This window comes from Lysobacter arseniciresistens ZS79, from assembly GCF_000768335.1.
In the GTDB taxonomy this organism is placed as follows: Bacteria; Pseudomonadota; Gammaproteobacteria; order Xanthomonadales; family Xanthomonadaceae; genus Novilysobacter; species Novilysobacter arseniciresistens.
On the sequence record NZ_AVPT01000035.1, the window covers coordinates 1 to 25,063 of the forward strand.

General features: G+C 70.4%; 25 protein-coding genes and 2 tRNA genes. 10 read left to right on the forward strand and 17 right to left on the reverse strand.

The window, feature by feature from the left end:
• On the forward strand, positions 1–250 hold a 250-nt coding region (locus N799_RS12545), incomplete at its 5' end, for a ferredoxin family protein (RefSeq protein WP_036213124.1).
• Between the two features lie 81 nt (positions 251–331).
• Here the strand turns inward: N799_RS12545 and N799_RS12550 are convergent.
• Positions 332–853 (reverse strand): hypothetical protein, encoded by a 522-nt coding sequence (locus N799_RS12550; RefSeq protein WP_036213127.1) that lies wholly within the window; start codon positions 851–853, stop codon positions 332–334.
• 14 nt (positions 854–867) lie between these two features.
• Positions 868–1,770, reverse strand: coding sequence for a 4-hydroxy-tetrahydrodipicolinate synthase (gene dapA / locus N799_RS12555; protein ID WP_036213130.1), 903 nt, complete (start codon positions 1,768–1,770; stop codon positions 868–870).
• Positions 1,771–1,983: 213 nt separating this feature from the next.
• On the opposite strand from dapA, the gene N799_RS12560 reads away from it, so the two are divergent.
• From N799_RS12560 to N799_RS12585, 6 genes are all read left to right on the forward strand, one after another.
• Positions 1,984–2,544: a glycine cleavage system transcriptional repressor gene (locus N799_RS12560; RefSeq protein WP_036213132.1), complete on the forward strand. Its 561-nt coding sequence runs from the start codon at positions 1,984–1,986 to the stop codon at positions 2,542–2,544.
• 25 nt (positions 2,545–2,569) lie between these two features.
• Entirely contained in the window at positions 2,570–3,043 is a 474-nt protein-coding gene (locus tag N799_RS12565; RefSeq protein WP_036213190.1) for a peroxiredoxin, read from the forward strand.
• 139 nt (positions 3,044–3,182) lie between these two features.
• Positions 3,183–4,580: a PhoH family protein gene (locus N799_RS12570; RefSeq protein WP_036213133.1), complete on the forward strand. Its 1,398-nt coding sequence runs from the start codon at positions 3,183–3,185 to the stop codon at positions 4,578–4,580.
• A gap of 3 nt (positions 4,581–4,583) precedes the next feature.
• Entirely contained in the window at positions 4,584–5,267 is a 684-nt protein-coding gene (locus N799_RS12575) for a YoaK family protein (RefSeq protein WP_036213135.1), read from the forward strand.
• 30 nt (positions 5,268–5,297) lie between these two features.
• Positions 5,298–6,119 (forward strand): bifunctional hydroxymethylpyrimidine kinase/phosphomethylpyrimidine kinase, encoded by an 822-nt coding sequence (gene thiD, locus N799_RS12580; protein ID WP_036213138.1) that lies wholly within the window; start codon positions 5,298–5,300, stop codon positions 6,117–6,119.
• Complete coding sequence (locus N799_RS12585) at positions 6,119–6,952, forward strand: alpha/beta hydrolase family protein (protein WP_036213141.1); 834 nt, start codon at positions 6,119–6,121, stop codon at positions 6,950–6,952. The genes thiD and N799_RS12585 overlap by 1 nt, the downstream gene beginning before the upstream one ends.
• 88 nt (positions 6,953–7,040) lie before the next feature.
• Here N799_RS12585 and N799_RS12590 read toward each other — a convergent pair.
• The 8 genes from N799_RS12590 to N799_RS12625 form a co-directional block, all read right to left on the reverse strand.
• Positions 7,041–7,117, reverse strand: a tRNA-Arg gene (locus N799_RS12590).
• Positions 7,118–7,236: 119 nt separating this feature from the next.
• Positions 7,237–7,329 (reverse strand) — tRNA-Ser (locus N799_RS12595).
• A gap of 75 nt (positions 7,330–7,404) precedes the next feature.
• The gene (gene csrA, locus N799_RS12600; RefSeq protein WP_036213145.1) at positions 7,405–7,608 is read right to left on the reverse strand and encodes a carbon storage regulator CsrA; all 204 of its coding nucleotides are present in this window, start codon (positions 7,606–7,608) and stop codon (positions 7,405–7,407) included.
• 137 nt (positions 7,609–7,745) lie between these two features.
• The gene (gene alaS, locus N799_RS12605) at positions 7,746–10,379 is read right to left on the reverse strand and encodes an alanine--tRNA ligase (RefSeq protein WP_036213148.1); all 2,634 of its coding nucleotides are present in this window, start codon (positions 10,377–10,379) and stop codon (positions 7,746–7,748) included.
• Between the two features lie 176 nt (positions 10,380–10,555).
• Positions 10,556–11,092, reverse strand: coding sequence for a recombination regulator RecX (recX, locus tag N799_RS12610; RefSeq protein ID WP_081975020.1), 537 nt, complete (start codon positions 11,090–11,092; stop codon positions 10,556–10,558).
• A gap of 18 nt (positions 11,093–11,110) precedes the next feature.
• Positions 11,111–12,151: a recombinase RecA gene (recA, locus tag N799_RS12615; protein ID WP_036213151.1), complete on the reverse strand. Its 1,041-nt coding sequence runs from the start codon at positions 12,149–12,151 to the stop codon at positions 11,111–11,113.
• Positions 12,152–12,327: 176 nt separating this feature from the next.
• A complete protein-coding gene (gene lexA / locus N799_RS12620; RefSeq protein WP_036213155.1) occupies positions 12,328–12,981 on the reverse strand; it encodes a transcriptional repressor LexA in 654 nt (217 codons plus the stop codon).
• A 56-nt stretch (positions 12,982–13,037) separates the two neighbouring features.
• Positions 13,038–13,538, reverse strand: coding sequence for a CinA family protein (locus tag N799_RS12625; RefSeq protein WP_036213158.1), 501 nt, complete (start codon positions 13,536–13,538; stop codon positions 13,038–13,040).
• A 124-nt stretch (positions 13,539–13,662) separates the two neighbouring features.
• Between N799_RS12625 and mutS the strand changes: the two genes are divergently transcribed.
• Complete coding sequence (gene mutS / locus N799_RS12630; RefSeq protein WP_036213160.1) at positions 13,663–16,251, forward strand: DNA mismatch repair protein MutS; 2,589 nt, start codon at positions 13,663–13,665, stop codon at positions 16,249–16,251.
• A 145-nt stretch (positions 16,252–16,396) separates the two neighbouring features.
• Complete coding sequence (locus tag N799_RS12635) at positions 16,397–18,550, forward strand: TonB-dependent receptor family protein (RefSeq protein WP_036213164.1); 2,154 nt, start codon at positions 16,397–16,399, stop codon at positions 18,548–18,550.
• A gap of 1 nt (position 18,551) precedes the next feature.
• Here the strand turns inward: N799_RS12635 and N799_RS12640 are convergent, their stop codons facing one another.
• The 6 genes from N799_RS12640 to ffh form a co-directional block, all read right to left on the reverse strand.
• On the reverse strand, positions 18,552–18,965 hold the full coding sequence (locus N799_RS12640) for an RNA-binding S4 domain-containing protein (protein WP_036213167.1): 414 nt from the start codon (positions 18,963–18,965) through the stop codon (positions 18,552–18,554).
• Between the two features lie 134 nt (positions 18,966–19,099).
• Entirely contained in the window at positions 19,100–19,513 is a 414-nt protein-coding gene (rplS, locus tag N799_RS12645) for a 50S ribosomal protein L19 (RefSeq protein ID WP_036213170.1), read from the reverse strand.
• A gap of 111 nt (positions 19,514–19,624) precedes the next feature.
• Positions 19,625–20,374, reverse strand: coding sequence for a tRNA (guanosine(37)-N1)-methyltransferase TrmD (gene trmD / locus N799_RS12650; RefSeq protein WP_036213173.1), 750 nt, complete (start codon positions 20,372–20,374; stop codon positions 19,625–19,627).
• 6 nt (positions 20,375–20,380) lie between these two features.
• A complete protein-coding gene (rimM, locus tag N799_RS12655) occupies positions 20,381–20,896 on the reverse strand; it encodes a ribosome maturation factor RimM (RefSeq protein ID WP_036213175.1) in 516 nt (171 codons plus the stop codon).
• Between the two features lie 37 nt (positions 20,897–20,933).
• On the reverse strand, positions 20,934–21,191 hold the full coding sequence (rpsP, locus tag N799_RS12660; protein ID WP_036213178.1) for a 30S ribosomal protein S16: 258 nt from the start codon (positions 21,189–21,191) through the stop codon (positions 20,934–20,936).
• A gap of 83 nt (positions 21,192–21,274) precedes the next feature.
• Positions 21,275–22,639 (reverse strand): signal recognition particle protein, encoded by a 1,365-nt coding sequence (gene ffh / locus N799_RS12665; protein ID WP_036213181.1) that lies wholly within the window; start codon positions 22,637–22,639, stop codon positions 21,275–21,277.
• A gap of 99 nt (positions 22,640–22,738) precedes the next feature.
• Between ffh and N799_RS12670 the strand changes: the two genes are divergently transcribed.
• The gene (locus tag N799_RS12670; RefSeq protein WP_036213184.1) at positions 22,739–23,527 is read left to right on the forward strand and encodes a cytochrome C assembly family protein; all 789 of its coding nucleotides are present in this window, start codon (positions 22,739–22,741) and stop codon (positions 23,525–23,527) included.
• Between the two features lie 3 nt (positions 23,528–23,530).
• Here the strand turns inward: N799_RS12670 and radA are convergent, their stop codons facing one another.
• Complete coding sequence (radA, locus tag N799_RS12675; protein WP_036213187.1) at positions 23,531–24,943, reverse strand: DNA repair protein RadA; 1,413 nt, start codon at positions 24,941–24,943, stop codon at positions 23,531–23,533.
• Positions 24,944–25,063 lie beyond the last annotated feature (120 nt).

Sequence of the window (25,063 nt, forward strand, 5' to 3'; positions counted from 1 at the left end):
TTTCCACGAGGGTCCGAACTTCCTGGTGATCGACCCGGACGAATGCATCGACTGCACCCTGTGCGAGCCGGAGTGCCCGATCAACGCGATCTACCCCGAGGACGACGTGCCAGCGGGCCAGGAAGGGTTCGTGCAGATCAATGCCGAGCTGGCAAAGGAATGGCCGGTCATCACCGCGCGCAAGGACGGCCTGGCCGACGCCAAGGAGTGGGAAGGCCGGCCCGGTAAACTGGAGCTGCTGGAGCGCTGAGGAACGCCGCCGGCGACGGTTCCGACAAAGAAAAACGGGCGCTCCTGGCGCCCGTTTCCGTTGGTGCCTTGGCGATGCCGCTCAGTTGCCGGCCAGCGCCGCCTGCAGCTGTGCGAGCAGTTGCTCCGGCGCCGCGCCGGTGGCCGGGGTGCCGCGCGGATCGACCACCGACACGTAGCTGCCGGCACCCGCCTCGCTGACCCGGACCAGGAAGTTGCTGTCCTGGTAGTTGATGTCGAACACCCCCAGCAGCTGCGCGCGGCTGACGACGGTGACGCCGTCGATCGCCACCAGCGCGGTGTCCACCTTGGCGAACACTTCGTCGCGCGTGCCGGCGGCGTTGAAGCCGTTTGCGGCGGAGGTGGCCGGCGCGGCGTTGCCCGCGGCGGCGACGGTGCCCGACGCGGTCACCGAACCGGTCGGCTCGGACGCGGTGTCACCGGGCTGGTCGAGGTCCGGCGGCACTTCAAGCGGGCGGTCCTGCGGCGCCGGCGCGTACAGGTCGTCGGCCTGGCTGAACCAGCGGCAGCCCGACGTCGCGGCCAGGCTGGCCAGCAGGACGCCGGCAACGAGGGTCCGGGGACGGATGGTGTTGGATTGCATGGGGGAATCTCCGGTCAGTCGGCGACGGCGTCGCAGGCGGTTTCAAGTTCGCGCACGGCCACGGCGATGCGCGCCGCGTCGTCCCGGTGGGCGGCGGACAGCGGCAGCAGCGGCAGGCGCAGGCCATGGCCGATCCCCTGCAGTTGCAGGATCGCCTTGACCGGGATCGGGTTGGGTTCGACCCCGAGGAAGTCGACGATCGGCGCCAGCCGCGCGTCCCAGCCCTCGGCCGCGTCGCGCTTGCGCGCGCGCGCGAGCTCGCACAGGCGGCGGAACGAGCGCGGCAGCACGTTGGACGCGACCGACACGACACCGTCGGCGCCGTCCAGCATCGCCCGGCAGGCCGTCGGGTCGTCACCGCTCAGCACCACGAACGAATCGTCGCGCAGCTCCAGCAACGCGTCCATCCGTTCGACGTCGTTGCGCGCTTCCTTGATGCCGATGATGCGCGGGTGGCCAGCCAGCTCGGCGACGGTGGCCGGCAGCATGTCGCAGCCGGTACGCCCGGGCACGTTGTAGAGGATGACCGGCAGCGCCCCGTCGTCGGCCACTGCGCGGAAATGCGCGACCAGCCCCGACTGGGTCGGGCGCACGTACGGCGGCGTCACCACCAGCGCAGCATCGGCGCCCAGCGCGGCGGCGCGCCGGCCCTGCTCGATCGTCTTGCCGGTGTTGGACTGCCCGGTGCCGACGATGACCGGCACGCGGCCGCCGACGTGCTCCACCGCGGTACGCAGCAGGGTGTCGAACTCGGCGTCGAACAATGCCGCCGCTTCGCCGGTCGAGCCCGCCACGACCAGCGCCTGGGTGCCGCCTTCGACCTGGGCATCGATCAGCCGGCGCCAGGCGTCGAGGTCGAGTTCCCCGTCGGCGTCGAACGGGGTGGCCAGTGCGGTGATGCTGCCGGAAATTCGCAAGTCGGGGCCTTTGGGCGCTGTGGCGCGCGAATGCGCGCGGGTAGCGGCTCGCACGGCCGCGGACCGTCGATGTTACTTGCGGCCCGAAACCAGCGGCAAGTATGCTGGCAACTGCTCGCGGACCGCTCACGGGCTGTTCGCGGGCCACGGTCCAGTCTTCCGGGAAGCCCGCCACGCGGCGCTTCCAGCCAGTCCCTCCTTGCAGGCGCCGTCTTGACCGATTCCAGTACCCGGCCGTCTCCGAACGAAAACCACCTCCTGATCAACGCCTACACGACGCATCCGGAATCCCCGCTGCTGTCGGTATCGCGGCGCATTGCCGACAGCGGCTGCAACCTGGTCGACGCCCGGCTGTCGACGGTCGGCCGCGATGTCTCGGTGACCGCGCTGGCGGTCGGCCCGTGGGACGCGATCGCCAAGCTCGAGGCGATGCTGACCCGGCTCGAGCGCGAGGAAGGCCTGAAGCTGATCTGGTACCGCACCGGCGCCAAGCAGGTGCAATCCAACCTGCTGCCCTACATCGTCGAGGTGGTGGCGGCGGACAAACCCGGCATCCTGTTCCAGCTGGCGGATTTCTTCGACCGCGAGGGCATCACGATCGAGAGCCTGCACTGCTCGCGCTACCGGGCGATGCAGACCGGCGCCGACATGTTCTCGGCGCAGGTCACCATCGGGGTGCCGGCGAGCATGCACATCGCCGCCCTGCGCGATGACTTCCTCGAGTTCTGCGACCACCTGAACCTCGACGCCATCATGGACCCGATGAAGTTCTGAGGAGCCTGACCCTGTGGAGCACGAAATGCTCGATACCGGCGACAAGGTACCCGTCGATCTTCCGCTGGCGCTGTCCAGCGAGCGCACCACCACCCTCGGCGACTACGCGGGCCAGTGGCTGGTGCTGTACTTCTACCCGAAGGACAGCACGCCGGGCTGCACCACCGAGGGCAACGACTTCAACGCGCTGCTGCCCGAGTTCGAAAAGCTCGGCGCGACCGTCCTCGGCGTCTCGCGCGACTCGGTCAAGTCGCACCAGAACTTCTGCGCCAGGCAGGGCTTCGGGTTCGACCTGGTCAGCGACAAGGACGAGGCGCTGTGCAACGCCTTCGGCGTGATCCGCGAGAAGAACATGTACGGCCGCAAGGTGATGGGGATCGTCCGCAGCACCTACCTGATCGACCCGCAGGGCCGCATCGCCAGGGTGTGGTCGCCGGTCAAGGTGGCCGGCCACGCCGAAGCCGTGCTGGAAGAACTCAAGGCGGTCGCCACGCAGTGACCCGCCCCGCCCACCCACGCATCGCCGCCCGCCCCGCGGGCTCCGGCGATGCTTTGCCGTGGGCTTTTGTCCGTCATTCCCGCCCATGCGGGGACGCAGTGCCTGATTCCTCGCAGTCCCTTCCCGACCGGAGCTACAGATGACCAAAGGCAAGCGGATCTACGTGCTCGACACCAACGTGCTGATGCACGACCCGACCGCGCTGTTCAAGTTCGAGGAGCATGACGTCTACCTGCCGATGCAGGTGATCGAGGAACTCGACAACGGCAAGAAGGGCACGTCGGAAGCCAGCCGCAACGCGCGCCAGGTCAGCCGCTTCCTCAACGAGCTGGTGGAAGCCGCCGGTACCGCGAAGGTCACCGAGGGCATCCCGTTGTTGCGGCCGCAGGGCCTGCAGCTGCGCGGCGCGCAGAGCGCCGGCTACCTGCGGTTCCAGACCGACAACTTCGATGCCGGCCGCCGCTTCGGCGCGGTGGTGCCGGACAACGCGATCCTCGGCGCCATCCTCGCCTTGAAGGAGGCCGAACCCGAGCTGCCGGTGGTGTTCGTCTCCAAGGACATCAACCTGCGGATCAAGGCCGCGATCGCCGGCATCGTGTCGGAGGACTACGAGAACGACCGTGCGCTCGACGACTTCAGCCTGCTCTACACCGGCGCCACCGCGCTGCCGGAGGACTTCTGGAAGCGCCACGGCAAGGACCTGAAGTCCTGGACCGACAAGGGCCGCACCTACTACGAAATCTCGCGGGTCGAGGACGACGACTGGTACCCGAACCAGTTCCTGTACCTGCCCGGCGACGAGGAGGCGGAGCTCAAGGTGGCCAAGGTCACCGAGGAGCGCGTCACCCTGCAGATCGTCGACGACTACCGCCACAGCCAGCACTCGGTCTGGGGCATCACCGCGCGCAACCGCGAGCAGAACTTCGCGCTCAACGCGCTGATGGACCCGGAGATCGACTTCGTCACCCTGCTCGGCACCGCCGGCACCGGCAAGACCCTGCTCGCGCTGGCCGCGGGCCTGGCGCAGACGATGGACCAGCAGCGTTATCGCGAGATCATCATGACCCGCGCCACGGTCAGCGTCGGCGAGGACATCGGTTTCCTGCCCGGCACCGAGGAGGAGAAGATGACGCCGTGGATGGGCGCGCTGACCGACAACCTCGAAGTGCTGACCCACAACCAGGAAGGCGGCAGCTGGGGGCGCGCGGCGACCAACGACCTGCTCGCCAGCCGCATCAAGATCCGCTCGCTCAACTTCATGCGCGGGCGCACGTTCCTGAGCCGCTGGCTGATCCTCGACGAGGCGCAGAACCTGACGCCCAAGCAGATGAAGACGCTGATCACCCGTGCCGGCCCGGGCACCAAGATCATCTGCCTCGGCAACGTCGAGCAGATCGACACGCCGTACCTGACCGAGACCACGTCGGGCCTCACGTATGCCGTCGACCGCTTCAAGAACTGGCCGCACAGCGCCCACGTGACCCTTCGTCGTGGCGAGCGTTCGCGGCTGGCGGACTACGCCTCGGAAGTGCTGTAGCCGGTGGCCGAGCGGCTGGCCACGTGGGTCTGGGTCGGTGCCGCCGCGCTCGCCAGCGTGGCCGGCATCGTCAACGTGGTCGGCTTCCTCGGTTTCCAGCAGCAGGCGGTGACCCATCTGACCGGCAACACCTCGCTGCTGGCGGCCGCGCTGGTCGGCGGCAAGCCCGGCCTCGCGATCGGCCTTGGCGCGATGCTGGCGGCGTTCGTTGGCGGGGCGATGCTCAGCGGCCTGATCGTGCAGGACAGCACCCTGCGGCTGGGACGCCGCTACGGCGTGGTGCTGACGATCGAGTCGCTGATGCTGCTCGCCGCGGTGCCGCTGTTCCGGCAGCAGCACCTCGCGGGGCCGATCCTCGCTGCGATGGCCTGCGGCCTGCAGAACGCGATGGCGACCACCTACAGCGGGGCGCTGGTGCGCACTTCGCATGTCAGCGGCATGTTCACCGACCTCGGCATCATGCTCGGCCACGCCGTGCGCGGGCTGCCGCTGTCGCAGCGCCGGCTCGCCCTGTGCGCGCTGGTGACCTGCTTCTTCTTCCTCGGCGGCATCGCGGGTGCCTGGCTGTTCGGATGGCTCGGCTACGCCGCGCTCTACCTGCCGGCGGCGCTGACCGGCGGAACCGGGCTCGGGTACTTCCTGTACCGGCAGCTCACCCTGCGACGCCCTCCGGGCCCGCCGCTGTAGGCCCGTGCCACGTTGGGCGACAATGCCCGCATGACCACGTCCGACCCGCGGCCGCCCAGTGCGCTGACCATCGCCGGCTCCGACTCCGGCGGCGGCGCCGGCATCCAGGCCGACCTCAAGACCTTCGCCGCGCACCGCGTGCACGGCCTCAGCGCCATCGCCGCACTGACCGCGCAGCACACCCGTGGCGTCACTGCGGTCAGCGTGCCGGACCCCGGTTTCCTGCGCGCGCAGATCGACACCTGCTTCGACGACTTCCGCATCACCGCGGTCAAGCTGGGGATGCTGGCCAACGGCGACGTCATCCGCGCCGTGGTCGACGCGCTCGACTCGCACGTCCCGCCGGCGATCGTGCTCGACCCGGTGATGGTCGCGACCTCGGGTGCCCGCCTGCTGGAAGCCGACGCGCTCGCGGCGTTGCGCGACCAGCTGCTGCCGCTGGCAACCGTCGTCACTCCCAACCTGCCGGAGGCCGAACTCCTGCTTGACCGCCGCATCCACACCGTGGACGACATGCAAGCCGCCTGCGAAGCGCTGCTCGCCGCGGGCGCGAACGCGGTGCTGCTCAAGGGCGGGCACCTGGAGGACCACGGCGATGTCGTCGACCTGCTGGCGACCAGTGGCACGGTGCATGAGATCCGCCACCCGCGGCTGTCGATCGAGGCACACGGCACCGGCTGCACGCTGGCCTCGGCCGTGGCCGCCCGGCTCGCACTGGGCGACGACCTGCGTACCGCCTGCGACCGGGCATCCGACTACGTCCATCGCGCACTGCTTGGCGGGTACCGCCCCGGCCATGGCGACGTGGTGGTGCTCGACCACTTCGGCGCGACCGTCCCGCCGGCGGCCTGATGCAGGCGCTGGAACTGCCCGTCGCCGCTGCCGACGGCCACCAGTGGCGGATGCTCGCCCAGGTGCCGACGCGCGCACGGGCAGCGGTCCTGTGGCTCCCCGCGCTCGGCGTCGCGGCCCGCCATTACCTGCCGTTCGCGGACGAGCTGGCGCGAGGCGGCGTGGCGACGTTCCTGCACGAGTGGCGCGGCCATGGCAGCAGCAACCTGCGGGCCGGCCGCGACGTGGATTGGAGTTATCGCGAACTGCTGTCGCTCGACCTGCCGGCGGCGGAGGCCGCGATGGCCGACGCCTCGCCGGCGGGGACGCGTCGGATCATCGGCGGCCACAGCCTCGGCGGCCAGCTCGCGGCGTGTCGCCTGGCGATGGCGCCCGGCTCGGCCTCCGCCCTGTGGCTGGTCGCGAGCGGCGCGCCATACTGGCGCGCATTCCCGCCGCCGCGACGCTACGCGCTGCCGCCGGCCTACCGCTTCCTGCCGTGGCTGGCGCGCCGCAATGGCGCCCTGCCCGGCCGTCGGATCGGCTTTGGCGGCAACGAAGCGCGCGGGGTCATCAACGACTGGGCGCGCAGCGCGCTCGGCGGTCGTTACGCGGCATCCGGCCTGGACGTCGATCTCGAAGCCGGCCTCGCCGAGGTCCGCCTGCCGGTGCGTGCGGTGGTGCTGGCGGACGACTGGCTGGCACCCCGGTCGTCCCTTCGTTTCCTGCTGTCGAAAATGCCGGGCGCGGACACCACGCTCCTGCCGCTCGACCGCGGCGCACTCGGCACGCGAGCCGACCACTTCGCCTGGATGAAGCACCCGGCCGTGGTGGCCACCGCACTGGTCGATTGAATCGCGCACGGCTGGGCCGAAACGCCAGTGACGCGCGACCACAAAACAAAAGGGCCGACGGACCAACCGTCGACCCTTTCGTCTTGTATGGCGCGCCCGGAAGGATTCGAACCTCCGACCCCCAAGTTCGTAGCCTGGTGCTCTATCCAGCTGAGCTACGGGCGCGTAGTCGGAAAATTATGACGGCAGTGCAGCGATCCGTCAACGATTTTCCCGCTGCGTTCCGGCACCCGCGCGATGCGGAACCGGAAACACAAAGCCGCCATTCCGGCGGCTGGTGGAACTGGCGGAGAGTGAGGGATTCGAACCCTCGATAGAGCTATAAACCCTATACTCCCTTAGCAGGGGAGCCCCTTCAGCCACTCGGGCAACTCTCCGCGATGAAGCGTGTCCGCTGATGCTGCGTGCGGGCGGAGAGCATAACGGCTCGACCCCGGCACGGCAAACCTTTTTCAGTCGGCCGAGCCTTTTTCTTCGCTGTCGTTGGGCGTGTCGCCCCGCTGGATGCGCTGGTAGATCTCTTCGCGGTGCACCGCCACGTCTTTCGGGGCGGTGATGCCGATACGTACCTGGTTGCCCTTCACGCCGAGCACGGTGACGGTCACCGAGTCGCCGATCATGAGGGTCTCACCGACGCGTCGCGTCAGGATAAGCATTGCTGGATTCTCCTTGTGCCGATGCAGCCTGCATCGACGCTGACCCCGGATGATACGGGGAGTGTTCCGACTCTGGGCTAAACGCCGATTATTGACTTGCCGGGACGTTCGCCACAAGCGACGCCCGGCACATCCTGTCAACCCGGGCGGCCGGCCACCCAATCCGGCACACCTGCCAGGGCGGCCACCAGGGCGGGTCCGTCCTCGCCCCCACCCTGCGCCATGTCCGGGCGGCCGCCGCCCTTGCCGTTGACCTGGGCGGCGACGTGGGCGAGCAATTCACCCGCCTTGACCCGGCCCAGCGCGGCACCGCTGACGCCCGCCACCAGCGCAGCCTTGCCGTCGCTGGCGCCGGCCAGCAGCACCACGGCGTCGCCGAGCTGCTGCTTGAGCCGGTCCAGCGCGTCGCGCAGGGCCTTGGCGTCGAGCCCCTCCACGCGCGCGGCGAGCACCTTGATGCCGCCGACATCGACCGCCGACGCGGACAGCTCCGAGGTGGCGCCCGACGCGGCCCGGGCCTTCAGCGCATCGAGTTCGCGCTCGGCCTTCTTCTGCCGGTCGAGCAGCCCGCGCAGCTTGTCGGCGACATCGGACGCGGTGCCGCCCAGCAGTCGGGCGGCCTCGGCGAGCCGCTGCTCCTGCAGGGCGACGTGGTCGAGCGCACCCTGCCCGCTGACCGCCTCGATCCGGCGTACGCCGGCCGACACGCCACCTTCGGAGAGGATCTTGAACAGCCCGATGTCGCCGGTCCGGGCAACGTGGGTGCCGCCGCACAGCTCGGTCGAGGCGTCGCCCATCCGCAGCACGCGGACCTCGTCGCCGTACTTCTCGCCGAACAGCGCCATCGCGCCGAAGTCGAGCGCGTCCTGCATGCCCATGTGGTGGATTTCGGCCTCGTGGTTGGCACGGATGCCGGCGTTGACCCGGCGCTCGATCTCGGCCAGCTCGTCGGCGGTGACCGGCTGGAAGTGCGAGAAGTCGAAGCGCAGCCGCTCCGGCGCCACCAGCGAGCCCTTCTGGGCGACGTGCTCGCCGAGTACCGAGCGCAGCGCGGCGTGCAGCAGGTGGGTGGCCGAGTGGTTGAGCACGATCGCCCCGCGGCGCGCACTGTCGACCGAGCCCAGCACGCGGTCGCCGCGCTTCAGGCTGCCAGAGGCGAGCCGGCCGACGTGGCCGTGGAACTGCCCGGCGAGCTTCAGGGTGTCGGTCACGGTGAACCGCGCGCCTTCCAGGTCGAGCTCGCCGGTATCGCCGACCTGGCCACCGCTTTCGGCATAGAACGGCGTGCGGTCGAGGATCACCAGCGCCTCGTCGCCGGCCGCGATCGCGTCGACCGGACGGCCGTCCCTGAGCAGTGCCACGACTTCCAGCCCGCCGGCGGTGAGCGCGTCGTAGCCGAGGAAACCGGACGGTTGCAGTTGCGCGACCAGCTCGGCCGGCAGCGTGGTGCCACCGCCGAACTTGCCGGCGGCGCGGGCGGTCTCGCGCTGCTGCGCCATCGCCGCCTCGAAGCCGTCCATGTCGATCGACAGCCCGCGCTCGCGGGCGATGTCGGCGGTCAGGTCGACCGGGAAGCCGTAGGTGTCGTACAGGCGGAACGCGTCGACGCCGGGAACCACGCCCTGCGAGCGCGCGGCGACCTCGTCGAAGATCCGCATGCCCGAATCGAGCGTCTCGGCGAAGCGCTCCTCCTCGGCCAGCAGCGCGCGGTCGATCAGGCTGCGGTTCGCTTCCAGCTCCGGGTAGGCGTCGCCCATCGCCTCGATCAGCGGGCCGAGCATGCGGTGGAAGAACGGCTGCTTGCGGCCGAGCATCCAGCCGTGGCGCAGGGCGCGGCGGATGATCCGGCGCAGGACGTAGCCGCGGCCTTCGTTGGACGGCAGCACGCCGTCGACAACCAGGAACGCGCAGGCGCGGATGTGGTCGGCGATCACCCGCAGCGACTTGTTGTCGAGGTCGGCGGTATCGGTGAGGGCCGCCGCCGCCTTGATCAGGTGCTGGAAGATGTCGATCTCGTAGTTGCCGTGCCGGCCCTGCAGGATCGCGGCGATTCGCTCCAGCCCCATGCCGGTGTCGACGCACGGCGCCGGCAGCGGCGCGAGGGTGCCGTCGGGCTGGCGATCGAACTGCATGAACACCAGATTCCAGATCTCGATGAAGCGGTCGCCGTCCTCGTCGGGCGAGCCCGGCGGGCCGCCGAAGTGCTGCTCGCCGTGGTCGTAGAACACCTCGGTGCAGGGGCCGCAGGGGCCGGTGTCGGCCATCTGCCAGAAGTTGTCGGAGGCGAACGGCGCGCCCTTGTTGTCGCCGATGCGGATGATCCGGGCCTCGGGCACGCCGATGACGTCGCGCCAGATCGCGTAGGCCTCGTCGTCGGTCTGGTAGACGGTGACGGTCAGGCGCTCGGCCGGCAGCTTCCAGACCTCGGTCAGCAACTGCCAGGCCCACTTGATCGCGTCTTCCTTGAAGTAGTCGCCGAACGACCAGTTGCCGAGCATCTCGAAGAAGGTGTGGTGGCGCGCGGTGTAGCCGACCTGGTCGAGGTCGTTGTGCTTGCCGCCGGCGCGCAGGCAGCGCTGGACGTCGGCCGCGCGCACATAGCCGGGCTTTTCGCTGCCGAGGAACACGTTCTTGAACTGGACCATGCCCGAGTTGGTGAAAAGCAGGGTCGGGTCATTGGCCGGCACCAACGGCGCCGAAGGCACGATGGTGTGGCCGCGCTCGCGGAAAAATTCGAGGAAGTCGCGACGGATGTCGTTGGTGGTCTTCATGCCTGGCACGCTGGATCGGAATGGCTGGGCAGGTTGCCGCGGCGTCGAGGCCCCGGGCGGGGCCGACGGGCTGCGCGGGCAACCGTGGGGAGCCGTTTAGCGTAACAGGGGCGCGGGCCGGATGCTGGCCTCGGGGAGCCGGGGCGCCGGGCCGCCGGCAGGGCCGGGGTGAAGCCTCAGTCGTCCGGGTCGAAAAGGGTGGCGGCGCGGACGATGTCGCCGGGAAAGCCACGCCGCATCAGCAGGTCGGCGGCTTTGCGGCGCAGCGCGAGGTCGTCGGGAACGCCGTCGCCGTAGCGGCGGCGGACCAGGTCGCGGGCATTGTCGAGCCAGTCGCCCTCGAAACTCTCCATCGCCGCCGCGACCGCGTCGCTGTCGAGCCCGTGCGTTCCCAGCTCGGCGCGGATGTGGATCGGGCCGTAGCCCGCGTTGGCCCGGTTGCGCACCAGCCCTTCGGCGAACCGGGTGTCGTCCTGCCAGCCCGCCGCGGCCAGCTTGTCGACCGCGGCCTCGACTTCGTCCGCGTCGAGGCCACGGGTGACCAGCTTGCGGGTCAGTTCCTTGCGCGAATGCTCGCGCCGGACCAGCAACCCCAGCGCCCGCTGGGTGGTGCTGGCCGGCTGACGCTTGCGGCGTCGACCCGGCGTGGCCGGGTCGGGACCGAACAGGCCGCCTTCGCGGCCCGTGTCGTCGTCGGAGCGGTCGTCCTGCATGGGCCGTCAGCGTGGCGCTCAGGCGTCCGTGTCGTCGTCCGCCTCGTCCTCGCCCGGACGGGCCTCGGCCGGCACGAACTTTTCGCGCAGTTCGGCCTCCAGCCGCTGGGCGACCTCGGGGTTTTCCTTGAGGTACTGGCGGGCGTTCTCCTTGCCCTGGCCGATACGCTCCTCGCCCATGCTGTACCAGGCACCGGCCTTCTGCACGAGCTTGGCGTCCACGCCCATGTCGATCAGCTCGCCCTCGCGGGAGATGCCCTGTCCGTACAGGATCTCGGTGATGACCTGCTTGAACGGCGGCGCCATCTTGTTCTTGACGACCTTGATCTTGGTCTGGTTGCCGATGATCTCGTCGCCCTTCTTGATCGAGCCGATGCGGCGGATATCGAGGCGCACCGAGGCGTAGAACTTCAACGCGTTGCCGCCGGTGGTGGTCTCCGGACTCTGGCCCGGCATCATCTGACCGATCTTGTGGCGCAGCTGGTTGATGAATACCACCAGCGTGTTGGAGCGCTTGATGTTGCCGGTCAGCTTGCGCAGTGCCTGGCTCATCAGGCGGGCCTGCAGGCCGGGCAGCTGGTCGCCCATCTCGCCCTCGATCTCGGCGCGCGGGGTGAGCGCGGCGACCGAGTCCACCACCACGATATCCACGGCGGCCGAGCGCACCAGCATGTCGGCGATCTCGAGCGCCTGCTCGCCGGTGTCCGGCTGGCTCAGCAGCAGGTCGTCGACGTTGACGCCGAGCTTGGCCGCGTAGACCGGGTCGAGCGCGTGTTCGGCGTCGATGAAGGCCGCGGTGCCACCGGCTTTCTGGCACTGCGCGATGGCCTGCAGGGTCAGGGTGGTCTTGCCGGAGGACTCCGGCCCGTAGATCTCGACCACGCGGCCCTTGGGCAGGCCGCCGATGCCGAGCGCGATGTCAAGCATCAGCGAGCCGGTGCCGATGACCTCGGCCGCCTCCACCACCCGGTCGCCCATGCGCATGACCGAGCCCTTGCCGAACTGCTTCTCGATCTGGCCCAGGGCGGCGGCCAGTGCGCGCTTCTTGTTCTCGTCCATCGTGGGATTCCTTAAGGTGGTGTCAGGTGGATGCGTGCAGGTTAGGCGGCGCCGGTCGCACGGGTTGCGACCGTTGCGCCTCTTTCGAAACTAACGGGCGGGTACGGGCCGCACGATCGGCATCGGGCGGGTCCGGGGGTCGGAAAACACCGCGGCCGCGGCGGGGACAACACCGCTCACCGCCCCCGGCGGACCAGGCCGCAGTACAGGCCTTCGATCGCGAAGTCCTGGTCGGGCATCACTTCGATCGGCTCGAAGTCGGGGTTGCGCGGCATCAGCCGGATCCGGTCCTTGCCGACCTTCAGCAGCTTGACGGTGATCTCGTCGTCGATCCGCGCCACCACGATCTGTCCCGAGCGGGCCTCGGGGGTGCGGTGCACGCCGATCAGGTCGCCATCGAAGATGCCCTCGTCGCGCATCGAGTCGCCCTTGACCTTGAGCAGGTAGTCCGGCGACGGGAAGAACAGGTTGCGGTCCAGCAATACGTAGTCGTCGACCCCGGCATCGGCGCCGATCGGCGCGCCGGCGGCGACCCGGCCCAGCACCGGCAGCCGCAGCGCGTCGTCGCTGGACGGCAGCGGGACGTCTGCACCGGCCCCGCCCTCCTCCGCCACCGGTGCCTGCACCAGCCGGATCCCGCGGGCCTTGCCCGGGACCCGGCGGATCGCTCCGGCCTGCTCAAGGGCTTCCAGGTGGTACTGCGCCGCGCGGACGCTGGAAAAACCCATCGCCTGGGCGATCTCGGTCTGCGACGGCGGCATCCCGTCGACCGCGATGCGCTCGGCGATCAGGGCGAGGATGGACTGCTGGGTGTCGGTCAGAGCGTTCATTAGTAGCAATACTACTAACGCCCGTTCGCCGGATGCAACCCGGGCGTGGATCCCGCTCAGGCGGCCAGTTCGAGCAGCCCGTGCAGCGCCGCGGCGACCGTCTGCCGGCGCACCGCGTCGCGGTCGCCGTCGAAATGGAAGACGACCGCGGTGGTGTAGCCGCCCCGACGCTTCCAGGCGATCCAGACGGTGCCGACCGGCTTGTCGTCGGTACCGCCGCCCGGGCCGGCGATGCCGGTGACGGCCACCGCGAGGCTGGCGCCGGAGTGCACCAGCGCGCCCGACACCATCTCGATCGCGGTCTCCCGGCTGACCGCGCCGTGCGCTTCCAGCGTATGCGGCTGCACCCCCAGCAGGGCCTGCTTGGCCTCGTAGCTGTAGGCCGCCAGGCCGCACTCGAACCAGTCGGAGGAGCCCGCCACGTCGGTCAGGGTCTTGGCGATCCAGCCGCCGGTGCAGCTTTCGGCGGTGACCAGGCGGTGGTGGTGCCTGCGGGCGGCGTCGCCGACCTGCCGCGCCAGCGCCAGCAGGTCCGCATCGGTGGTGTCGTTGGTCATCGGCGCACTATACCGCCGCGCCGCCCGTTGCTCGCCAAGCGGCGGCGGGCCGGCGCCGGCCGCCTCGCCGCGGCAGCCGCGAGCGGTCACAATCGGTGGTTTCGCCGCACCCCGCCGGACCGCCATGCCCGCCGACAAGGCCGTAGAACACACCCCCCTGATGAAGCAGTTCTTCGCCGCCAAGGCGGAGCACCCGGACGTGCTGCTGTTCTTCCGGATGGGCGACTTCTACGAGCTGTTCTTCGACGATGCGCGCAAGGCGGCGCGGCTGCTCGACATCACCCTGACCCAGCGCGGCAGTTCCGGCGGCCAGCCAATCCCGATGGCGGGCGTGCCGCACCACTCCTCGGAGGGCTACCTGGCGCGGCTGGTGGCGCTGGGCGAGTCGGTCGCGATCTGCGAGCAGATCGGCGACCCGGCCGCGAGCAAGGGACTGGTCGAGCGCAAGGTGGTCCGGATCGTCACCCCCGGCACGGTCACCGACGAGGCGCTGCTGAGCGAGCGTCGCGACACCCTGCTGCTGGCGGTGTCGCGCGGCAAGGCCGGCTACGGCATCGCCTGGGCGGACCTGGCCGGCGGCCGCTTCCTGGTCAACGAAGTGGCGACCGATGACGCACTGGAGGCCGAACTGGCGCGGCTGGAGCCGGCCGAGACCCTGTGCGCCGACGAGGACGGCTGGCCAGCGTTCGTGACCGGTCGCAACGGCGTGCGCCGGCGCGCGCCGTGGCTGTTCGACGCCGACAGCGGCCGTCGCCAGTTGCTCAGGTTCTTCGGCCTGCACGACCTGACCGGTTTCGGCATCGACGACAAGCCGCTGGCGATCGCCGCCGCCGCCGCCCTGCTCGGCTACGTCGAGGAAACCCAGAAGCAGCGGTTGCCGCACCTGACCGCGATCGCGGTGGAGTCCGGCGACGGCGCGATCGCGATGAACGCCGCGACCCGCCGCCACCTCGAACTCGACACCCGCGTCGACGGCGACAACCGCCACACCCTGCTCGGCGTGCTCGACTCGACCGTGACCCCGATGGGCGGGCGCCTGCTGCGGCGCTGGTTGCATCGGCCGCTGCGCGATCGCGACGTGCTGCGCCGCCGCCACCAAGCCGTGCAGACGCTGATCGACTCGCGCGCCGGCGACGACCTGCGCGAGCGCTTCCGCGCGCTCGGCGACCTCGAACGCATCCTCTCGCGCATCGCCCTGCGCAGCGCCCGCCCGCGCGACCTGTCGACCCTGCGCGACGGCCTCGGCCTGCTGCCGGCCGTGAGCGGCCTGCTCGCCCCGCTCGACTCGCCGCGGCTGGCGGAGCTTGCGGCCGAACTCGGCGAGCACGACGAACACGCACACCTGCTGGCCTCGGCGATCGTCGAGCAGCCGCCGGTGCTGGCCCGCGACGGCGGTGTGTTTGCCGAGGGTTACGACGCGGAGCTCGACGAGCTGCGCCGGCTGTCGACCCACGCCGACCGGTTCCTCGTCGACTTGGAGGCCCGCGAGCGTGAGGCCAGCGGCATCCCGACGCTGAAGGTCGGCTACAACCGCGTGCACGGCTACTACCTCGAGGTGAGCAAGGCGCACGCGGCCAAGGCGCCAACGCACTACACCCGTCGCCAGACCCTGGCCAACGCCGAGCGCTACATCACCGAGGAACTCAAGGCCTTCGAGGATAAGGTACTGTCCGCGCGCGAACGCGCACTCGCCCGCGAGCGGTTGCTGTACGAGCAGTTGCTCGACGTGCTCGGCGAACGGCTGGAACCGCTCAAGCGCTGCGCCGCCGCGCTGGCCGAACTCGACGTCCTCGCCTGCCTGGCCGAGCGCGCGCAGTTGCTGGACTGGGCGCGGCCGGAACTGTCCGACGAACCGGGCATCGCGATCGAGCGGGGCCGCCACCCGGTGGTCGAAGCGGTGCGCGACGAGCCGTTCGAACCCAACGACCTGGTCCTGCACGAGGACCGCCGGATGCTCGTCATCACCGGCCCCAACATGGGCGGCAAGAGCACCTACATGCGGCAGAACGCGCTGATCGTACTGCTCGCCCACATCGGCAGCTTCGTGCCGGCCTCGCGCGCGGTGATCGGCCCGGTCGACCGCATCCTGACCCGCATCGGCGCCGGCGACGACCTCGCCCGTGGCCAGTCGACCTTCATGGTCGAGATGAGCGAGACCAGTTACATCCTCCACCACGCCACCGACCGGTCGCTGGTGCTGATGGACGAGATCGGCCGCGGCACCTCGACCTACGACGGCCTCGCCCTGGCCGAGGCCTGCGCGCGGCACCTGGCGCACACCAACCGCGCCTACACGCTGTTCGCGACGCACTACTTCGAACTGACCGCGCTGGCCGGCGAGCCCAACCGCAGTGGTGGCAGCGGCATCGCCAACGTGCATCTGGACGCGGTCGAGCACGGCGATGCGCTGGTGTTCATGCACGCGGTCAAGGATGGCCCCGCGAACCGCAGCTTCGGCCTGCAGGTGGCGGCGCTGGCGGGGCTGCCCAAGGCGGTGGTCGCGCAGGCGCGCGGGCGACTGGCCGAACTGGAGCAGCAGAGCCGCGACGCGCCCAAGCCGTCGATGGCCGCCGCCGCGCTCGACCAGCCGCAACAGATCGGCCTGTTCGCACCATCGTCGGCCGCCCTCGATGCGCTGGCCGCGATCGACCCCGACGAGCTGACGCCGAAGCAGGCGTTGGAAGCGCTGTACCGGTTGAAGTCGCTGGGCTGACGCGCCGTCGAAGCCGCGCGTACACGGGACTCTTCACTCCGCCGGCCGCCGACCGTGCTTATGGTGGCCGCCGACATCGCTCCCCGAGCGCGCGCCGCCGCCACATGTGCGGCGCCCGCCTCGTCGCGCCACCGACAGGATGCCCATGCGCTTCACCGCCCTCGCGTTCGCCCTCGCCTCGGCCCTGCTGCCGCACGTCGCCGCCGCGCAGTCACCGGAGGAACCGGAGCCGCGCAACGCCGACTCCGCCACCGATCTCGACGCCGTCGTCGTCACCGCGACGCGCAACCCGACCGACGCCCTGCTCGTCCCGGCCGCGATCGACGTGATCGGTGCCGGCGAGATCAACCGCGCGCAGCCGAGGATCGACCTGTCCGAGTCGCTGCAACGCGTCCCCGGCGTGGTCGCGCGCGACCGCCAGAACCAGGCGCAGGACCTGCAGGTCTCGATCCGCGGTTTTGGCGCACGTGCCGCATTCGGCGTGCGCGGGGTGCAGCTCTACACCGACGGCATCCCGGCGACGATGCCGGATGGCCAGGGCCAGGTCTCGCATTTCCCGCTGGAGTCGGCGGGCCGCATCGAGGTGCTGCGCGGGCCGTTCTCGGCGCTGTACGGCAATGCATCCGGCGGCGTCATCGAACTGTTCACCGCCGCCGCACCGGCCGACCCGACCGTCCGCGCCGGCTACACCGCGGGCGCCGACGGGTTGCGGCGCGGCTCGCTGTCGTTCCACACGCCGTGGGGTCGCGACGACCACGGCGACCTGCTTGTGGACCTCGTAAACATCGACAGCGACGGCTACCGCGACCACAGCGCGGCCCGCCGGACCAGCGGCCAGGCACTGCTGCGCGGCGACGTCGGCGGTGGCCGCTTCACCGTGCTGTTCAACGGCCTGGACGTCGAGGCGGACGACCCGCAGGGCCTCACCGCCGAGCAGTTGCAGGGCGATCGCCGCGCCGCCAGCGAGGGCGCGCTGACCTTCGATACCCGCAAGACCGTGCGGCAGGACCAGTTCGGCGCCCGCTTCGAGCGGGACGTCTCGGCCCACCATGCCTTCACCGTCACCGCGTGGGCCGGCAACCGCGCGACCACCCAGATGCTGTCGGTGCCGGTGTTCGTGCAGCGCTCCACCCCCCTGCACAACGGCGGCGCGATCGATCTCGACCGCGACTACCGCGGCATCGACGGCCGCTGGCGCTGGTCGACCGACCTCGCCGGCCGGCCGTTCTCGCTGACGGCGGGTTTCGACCACGAGGTGTCGGACGAGCACCGGCTCGGCTTCGAGAACTTCATCGGCGACACGGTCGGCGTGGTCGGCGCGCTGCGACGCGACGAGCACAACCGCGTCACCGGCAACGACGCCTACCTGCAGGCCGAGTGGGCGCCGGCCGAGCGCTGGCGGGTCGACCTCGGCGTGCGCCGCAGCCGGGTCCGGTTCGAGTCCGACGACCGCTTCGTCAGCGACATCAACCCCGACGACAGCGGCGCGCTGGAGTACTCGCGCACCTCGCCGGTGGCCGGCGTGCTGTTCCGCGCGACCCCGTGGCTGAGCGTGTTCGCCAACGCCGGCGCCGGCTTCGAGACACCAACCTTCTCCGAGCTGGCCTACCGCAGCGACGACCAAGGCGGCCTCAACGACGCGCTGCAACCGGCGCGCAGCCGCAACTACGAGGTGGGGCTGCGTGCCCGCCGGCCGGCGTGGGAGTACTCCGCGGCGCTGTTCCACAGCCGCACCGAGGACGAACTGGTGGTCGCCGCCAACGAGGGTGGTCGCAGCGTCTACGACAACGCCGGCACCACCGTCCGCCGCGGCGCCGAACTGGCGCTGGAAGGCGAACTGGCACCGCGCTGGCACGTCGCCGGCGCGTACACCTTCCTCGATGCGCGCTACGCCGAGGACTTCGCCGTCTGCGGTACGCCGTCGTGCGCGCAGGACGACGTGGTGATCGAGGACGGTCGCCACATCCCCGGCCTTGCGCGGCACACCGCATGGGCCGAGTTGCGCTGGAGCCCGTATGACACCACCGACGTGATGCTGCAGGGTCGTTTCGTCGACCGGGTCTACGCCGACGACGCCAACACCGCCGCGGCACCCGCCTACGCCAGCTTCGACCTCGCGGCCGAGCATCGCTTCCACGCCGCCGGCCTCGACTGGCGCGCCTTCGCACGGATCAACAACCTGTTCGACCGCGACATCGTCGGCTCGGTGATCGTCAATGCCAGCGGCGGGCGCTACTTCGAGCCGGCGCCCGGGCGCCACGCGGTGGTGGGGCTGAGCGCCAGCAAGGCGTTCCGGTGATCTACAGCGCGTCGATGTCGCCGAGGGCGCGAATCAAGCGCCGGGCCCGCTTGTCCGGCTTCGTCTCCGGCGGACGGTAGCCGGCGCGCTCGGCGGCGCGCAGCGCACGCAGGCGCTCGCGCTCCGCGCGCGACTCCCCGGACTCCCGGTACAGCGTCTGCGCGACCGTCGCCGGGCCACGGCTGTCGCTCAGGCCCAGCACGGTCACTTCGAACATCTCGTCGCCCCGCGCGATCCGCAGCGCGTCGCCGACCCGCACCGCGCGCGACGCCTTGGGCCGCTGGCCACCCACTTCGACCTTGCCGTGCTCGATCGCGTCGCGCGCAAGGCTGCGGGTCTTGAAGAACCGCGACGCCCACAGCCACAGGTCGAGACGGACGGTGGCGACGGGTTCGACGGGCTGGCTCGAAGTCATGGACGCGATTGTAGGAATGTTCCGGATGACGCCCGTGAACCGCGGTGGTATCCGGTCGAACATTTCCGCGAAACCCGCAAACGCGAACGGCCGCCCTGAGGCGGCCGTCGCGTGTGCGGGGCACGTTGCGCGGATTACTCCGCGGCAGCGGCCTCGGCCTTGGCGAGGGCCTTGGCGCGGGCGTTGCCGGCCAGGTCTTCGCGGATGCGCGCCTTCTTGCCTTCCAGGCCGCGCAGGTAGTACAGCTTGCCGGCGCGGACCTTGCCGCGGCGCTTCACTTCGACCGAGTCGATGGTCGAGCTGTGGGTCTGGAACACGCGCTCGACGCCGTAGCCGTGCGAGATCTTGCGCACGGTGAAGGCGGAGTTCAGGCCGGCGTTCTTGGTCGCGATGACCACGCCCTCGTAGGCCTGCACGCGCTCGCGGTTGCCTTCCTTGACCTTGACGTTGACGATCACGGTGTCGCCGGGGCCGAAGGCGGGCAGCTCGCGCTGGACCTGTTCGGATTCGAAGTTCTGCAGCAGCGTGTTGAGCGAGGGCTTGTTCATGGTGACGGCCTGTTGGATTAGTTGTTGCGCGAGTGCACGTGGACCCGCGTCATGGCGTGGATGCAGCTAAGCCGCGCATTATAGCGGCAAAAATCCTTGCGTGACTAGGGGTTAGCCGCCCCTGCCGGCCTGCCCGTCGCGCCACGCCTGCAGCAGCTTGCGGTCGGCCTTCGACAGGCCGGCCTCGTCGACCAGCTCCGGCCGCCGCTGCAGGGTCCGCACCAGCGACTGCTGCCGGCGCCAGCGGGCGATCTCGGCATGGTTGCCGGACATCAGCACCGGCGGCACCGCGCCCAGTTCATGTTCGACCGGACGGGTGTAGTGCGGGCAGTCCAGCAGGCCGTCCTCGAAGCTGTCCTGCATGGCCGACTCGGCGTCGTTCAGGGCGCCGTCCTGCAGCCGGGCGACCGCATCGACCAGCACCGCGGCGGCCAGTTCGCCGCCCGACAGCACGTAATCGCCGATCGATATCTCCTCGTCGACCTCGGCCTCGATGAACCGCTCGTCCACCCCCTCGTAGCGGCCGCACAGCAGCACCAGGCGCTCGTGGCCGGCCAGTTCGCGCACCTTGGCCTGGGTCAGCGACGTGCCCTGCGGGCTCATGTAGATGACCCGGGCCGGGGTCGCATCGTCCGCGCGGGCGGCGGCGAGGCTCGCGCGCAGCGGGTCGATCAGCATCACCATGCCGGGACCGCCGCCGAATGGGCGGTCGTCGACCCGGCGGTAGTTGCCTTCGGCGTGGTCGCGCGGGTTCCAGCCGTGCAGCGACAGCAGGCCCCGCTCGACCGCGCGACCGGTCACGCCGAACGCCGCGCACTGGGCGACGAACTCGGGGAACAGGCTGATGACGTCGATGCGCACGGCGCGCTAGAACTCGGGGTCCCAGTCGACCGTGATCGTGCGGGCTTCGAGGTCGATATCGGTGACGAATTGCGGCCGCACGAACGGGATCATGCGTTCACGCTCGGAGTCGCGGGCGACGAGGACATCGTTGGCGCCGGTCGCGAACAGGTGCGAGACGTTGCCCAGGTCGACCCCGTCCACCGTGACCACGCGCAGGCCTTCGAGGTCGGCCCAGTAGAACTCGCCGGGTTTCGGCGGCGGCAGCGCATCGCGCGGGACGTGGATCTCCAGCCCACGCAGCGCTTCGGCCGCGGTGCGGTCGTCGACGCCGGGGAACCGGGCGACCAGGTGCTTGCCCTGTTCGTGCCCGCGCACGCCTTCGACCTGCCGCTCCTGCCCGCGCACGTCGCGCAGGGTCCAGGGCTGGTAGCCGAAGATCGCCGGGCGCGGCTCTGTCCAGGACTCGAGCTTGACCTCGCCACGCAAGCCAAGGGCGCCGGACACCCTGCCGAGGAGGATGCGACGCCCTTGATCGTTCATTGCCGGAAGCGGGCCGCCGCGTGGACGGCCCGGGACATCAGGCTGCGGCAGCGGTCTTGGCCGCTTCCTTGTACAGCACGGCGACCTTGTCGGTCAGCTGCGCGCCGTTGGCCACCCAGTGCTTCACGCGCTCGAGGTCAAGCTCGACGCGCTTCTCGCCGCCGGTGGCGATCGGGTTGTAGTAACCGACGCGCTCGATGTTGCGGCCGTCGCGGGCGCTGCGGCTGTCGGTGACGATGATGTGGTAGAAGGGACGCTTCTTGGCGCCGCCGCGGGTCAGTCGGATCTTGACCATGGGGTTGCTTTCCTGTGTTGCCCAGCCGCCGGAATGACGGGGTAAGCCGGCAAGTATAAAGGGTTTTCGGCCCGAGGGAACCTCTAGAAGGGCATCCCGCCGCGGCCGCCCATCATTCCGCGCATACCGCGCATCATGCCCTTCATGCCGCCGCGGCCCAGCTTGCCCATCATCTTTTCCATCTGCTGGTACTGCTTCATCAGCTTGTTGACGTCGGCCGGGGTGACACCGGCGCCGCTGGCAATGCGCTTGCGGCGGGAACCGTTCAGCAACGCCGGGTTGCGGCGCTCCTTCTTCGTCATCGAGTTGATGATGGCGACCAGCCGCGGGACCTCCTTGCCGGTCACCTGCTGTTTGACCGACTCGGGGATCTGGCCCATGCCCGGCAGCTTGTCCATCAGCCCGCTCAGCCCGCCCATGTTCTGCATCTGCTCGAGCTGGTCGCGCATGTCGTTGAGGTCGAACTTCTTGCCCTTGGCGACCTTCTCGGCCAGCTTGGTCGCCTTGTCCCGGTCGACCTGTTGCTCGACCTGCTCGACCAGGCTGAGCACGTCGCCCATGTCGAGGATGCGGCTGGCGACGCGGTCGGGGTGGAACACGTCGAGGCCGTCGGGCTTTTCGCTGACGCCGATGAACTTGATCGGCTTGCCGGTGACGTAACGCACCGAAAGCGCCGCGCCACCGCGGGCATCGCCATCGGTCTTGGTCAGCACCACGCCGGTCAGCGGCAGCGCCTCACCAAACGCCTTGGCGGTGGTCGCCGCGTCCTGGCCAGTCATCGAGTCGACCACGAACAGGGTCTCGGCCGGGTTGACCGCGCCGTGCAGGGCCTTGATCTCGGCCATCATCGCCTCGTCGACCGCGAGGCGGCCGGCGGTGTCGACGATCAGCACGTCGACGAACGACTTGCGCGCGTCGTCGATCGCGGCGCGGACGATCGCTTCGGGCTTCTGGTCGGCCTGCGAGGGGAAGAAGGCGACGTCGACCTGCTTGGCCAGCGTCTCCAGCTGGGCGATCGCGGCCGGCCGGTAGACGTCGGCCGACACCACCATGACCTTCTTCTTGCGCTTGTCCTTCAGGTGCTTGGCGAGCTTGCCGACCGTGGTGGTCTTGCCCGCGCCCTGCAGGCCGGCCATCAGGATCACCGCCGGCGCCGGCACGTTGAGGTTCAGGTCGTTGGCCTGCGACCCCATCACCGCGGTCATCTCGTCGCGCACGACCTTGATCAGGGCCTGGCCCGGCGTCAGCGACTTGAGCACCTCCTGGCCGACCGCGCGGACCTTGATCCGCTCGATCAGGGCCTGCACCACCGGCAGCGCGACGTCGGCCTCCAGCAGCGCGATGCGGACCTCGCGCAGCGACTCGCGGATGTTCTCCTCGCTCAGGCGGCCGCGGCCGCGCAGGCGCTCGATGGTGCCGGACAGGCGCTGGGTCAGGGATTCGAACATGGACAGGTCGCGAAGCGTCGGGGACCGGCGATTATACGGGCCGCCACGACCGCCCGGCCGCGGCACACCCGCGCACGCGGGCCCGGCTACACTTGGCCGATGACAATCGTTCTCATCGCCGCCCTGCTCTACCTGACGGCCAGCGCCCTGCTGGTGCTGAACGTGCGTCGCGAGGACGGGCACGGCCGCGGCTGGCTGGTGCCGGCGGTGGCGGCGGTGCTGCTGCACGCGACGGCCCACGTGCTGGCCTGGCGCACCGTCGGCGGGGCCGACCTGCACTTCTTCGCGGCGCTGTCGCTGGTCGGATTGGGCATGGCCGTGCTGACGACGCTGGTCGGCGCCGGCGGCCGGATGGCGGCGCTGGGCGTGGTGGTGTTCCCGCTCGCGGCGGCCGCGCTGGTCGCCTGCGAACTGTACGGGCACGTGCCGCCGGCGCCGCTGGACTGGCGCCTGCAACTGCACGCCTGGCTGGCGCTGCTGGCCTACGCGACGCTCGCCGTCGCCGCGCTGCTGGCAGTGATGCTGTGGCTGCAGCAGCGCGCCCTGCGCCGGCGCGAGTTCCACCGCTGGCTGCGCGCCCTGCCACCGCTCGTCGAGCTGGAAACCCTGCTGTTCCGCACCATCGGCGCCGGGTTCGTGCTGCTCAGCGCGACCCTGCTGACCGGCGCGCTGTTCGTGGCCGACATGTTCGCCCAGCACCTGGTCCACAAGACCGTGCTGAGCGTGCTGTCGTGGCTGGTGTTCGGCGGCCTGCTGCTGGGGCGCTGGCGCCGCGGCTGGCGCGGCAGCACCGCGGTGCGCTGGACGCTGGCGGCGATGGCGCTGCTGGTGCTGGCGTTCTTCGGCAGCAAGTTCGTGCTGGAGCTGGTGCTGGGCTACCGGGTCTAGGCGTTACCCGGCCGCTTCCAACGCCTCGGACAGCCGCTCGACCCCGACCACCTCCATCCCGCCGACCCGGCCACCCTTCGGCGCATTGGCCTTGGGGATGATGGCGCGCTTGAAGCCGTGCGTCGCGGCCTCCTTCAGCCGGTCCTCGCCGTTGGGCACCGGGCGGATCTCGCCCGACAGGCCGACCTCGCCGAACACGATCGTGCGCTCGGCCAGCGGCCGGTCGCGCAGGCTCGACAGCACCGCCAGCAGCACCGGCAGGTCGGCCGCGGTCTCCTGCACGCGGATGCCGCCGACCACGTTGACGAACACGTCCTGGTCACCGACACCAACCCCGCCGTGCCGGTGCAGCACCGCCAGCAGCATCGCCAGCCGGTTGCCCTCCATGCCGACCGCGACCCGCCGCGGATTGCTCAGCGGCGACGAGTCGACCAGCGCCTGCACCTCGACCAGCAACGGCCGGGTGCCCTCGCGGGTGACCATCACGCAGCTGCCCGGTTGCGGGCTGGCGCTGCCGGACAGGAAGATCGCCGACGGGTTGGGCACCTCGCGCAGGCCCTTGTCGCCCATCGCGAAGACGCCCAGCTCGTTGACCGCGCCGAAGCGGTTCTTGAACGCGCGCAGCACCCGGAACCGGCTGCCCGACTCGCCCTCGAAATACAGCACCGCGTCGACCATGTGCTCGAGCACGCGCGGACCGGCAATGCCGCCCTCCTTGGTCACGTGGCCGACCAGGAACACCGCGGTGCCGGTTTCCTTGGCGTAGCGCACCAGCCGCGCGGCACTCTCGCGGACCTGGCTGACCGAGCCCGGGGCGGCGGTCAGCGAATCGGTCCACAGCGTCTGCACCGAGTCGGCGACGATCAGGCCGGGCTTGGTCGCCACCGCCTGTTCGAGGATCTTCTCGACCCCCGTCTCGGCCAGCGCGCTGATGCCGTCGAGCGGCAGGTCGAGGCGCTGCGCGCGGCCGGCGACCTGCGACAGCGATTCCTCGCCGGTCACGTACAGCGCCGGCAGCGAACCGGACATCTTCGCCACCGCCTGCAGCAGCAGGGTCGACTTGCCGATGCCCGGGTCACCGCCCACCAGTACCACCGCGCCGCTGACCAGCCCACCGCCAAGCACCCGGTCGAGCTCGCCGATGCCGGTCGAGACCCGTGCGTGTTCGGTGTGGACCACGTCCTTGAGCGCGGTGACCTTCGGCGGATCGACCTTGCCGGCCCAACCGCTGCGACGGCTGGCACCGGCGCCGCCGGCCTTCTGTGCGGCGGCGGACTCGATCACGAACTCGCTCAGGGTGTTCCACTCGCCGCATTCGGCGCACTGGCCCTGCCACTTGTTGTGGTCGGCGCCGCAGTCGGTGCAGACGTAGGCGACTTTGGCCTTGGGCGCGGCCTTGGTTTTGGCGAGGGACATGCGCGGCGGGGTTGGCGGACGGGGACGCCAATGTACCGGCAGCGCGTCGCGCGGCGCGAGACCGCGCAGGCGGCACCGGCACCCGCGGCCCTGTAGGAGCAACTGTCTTCTTCAGATCGG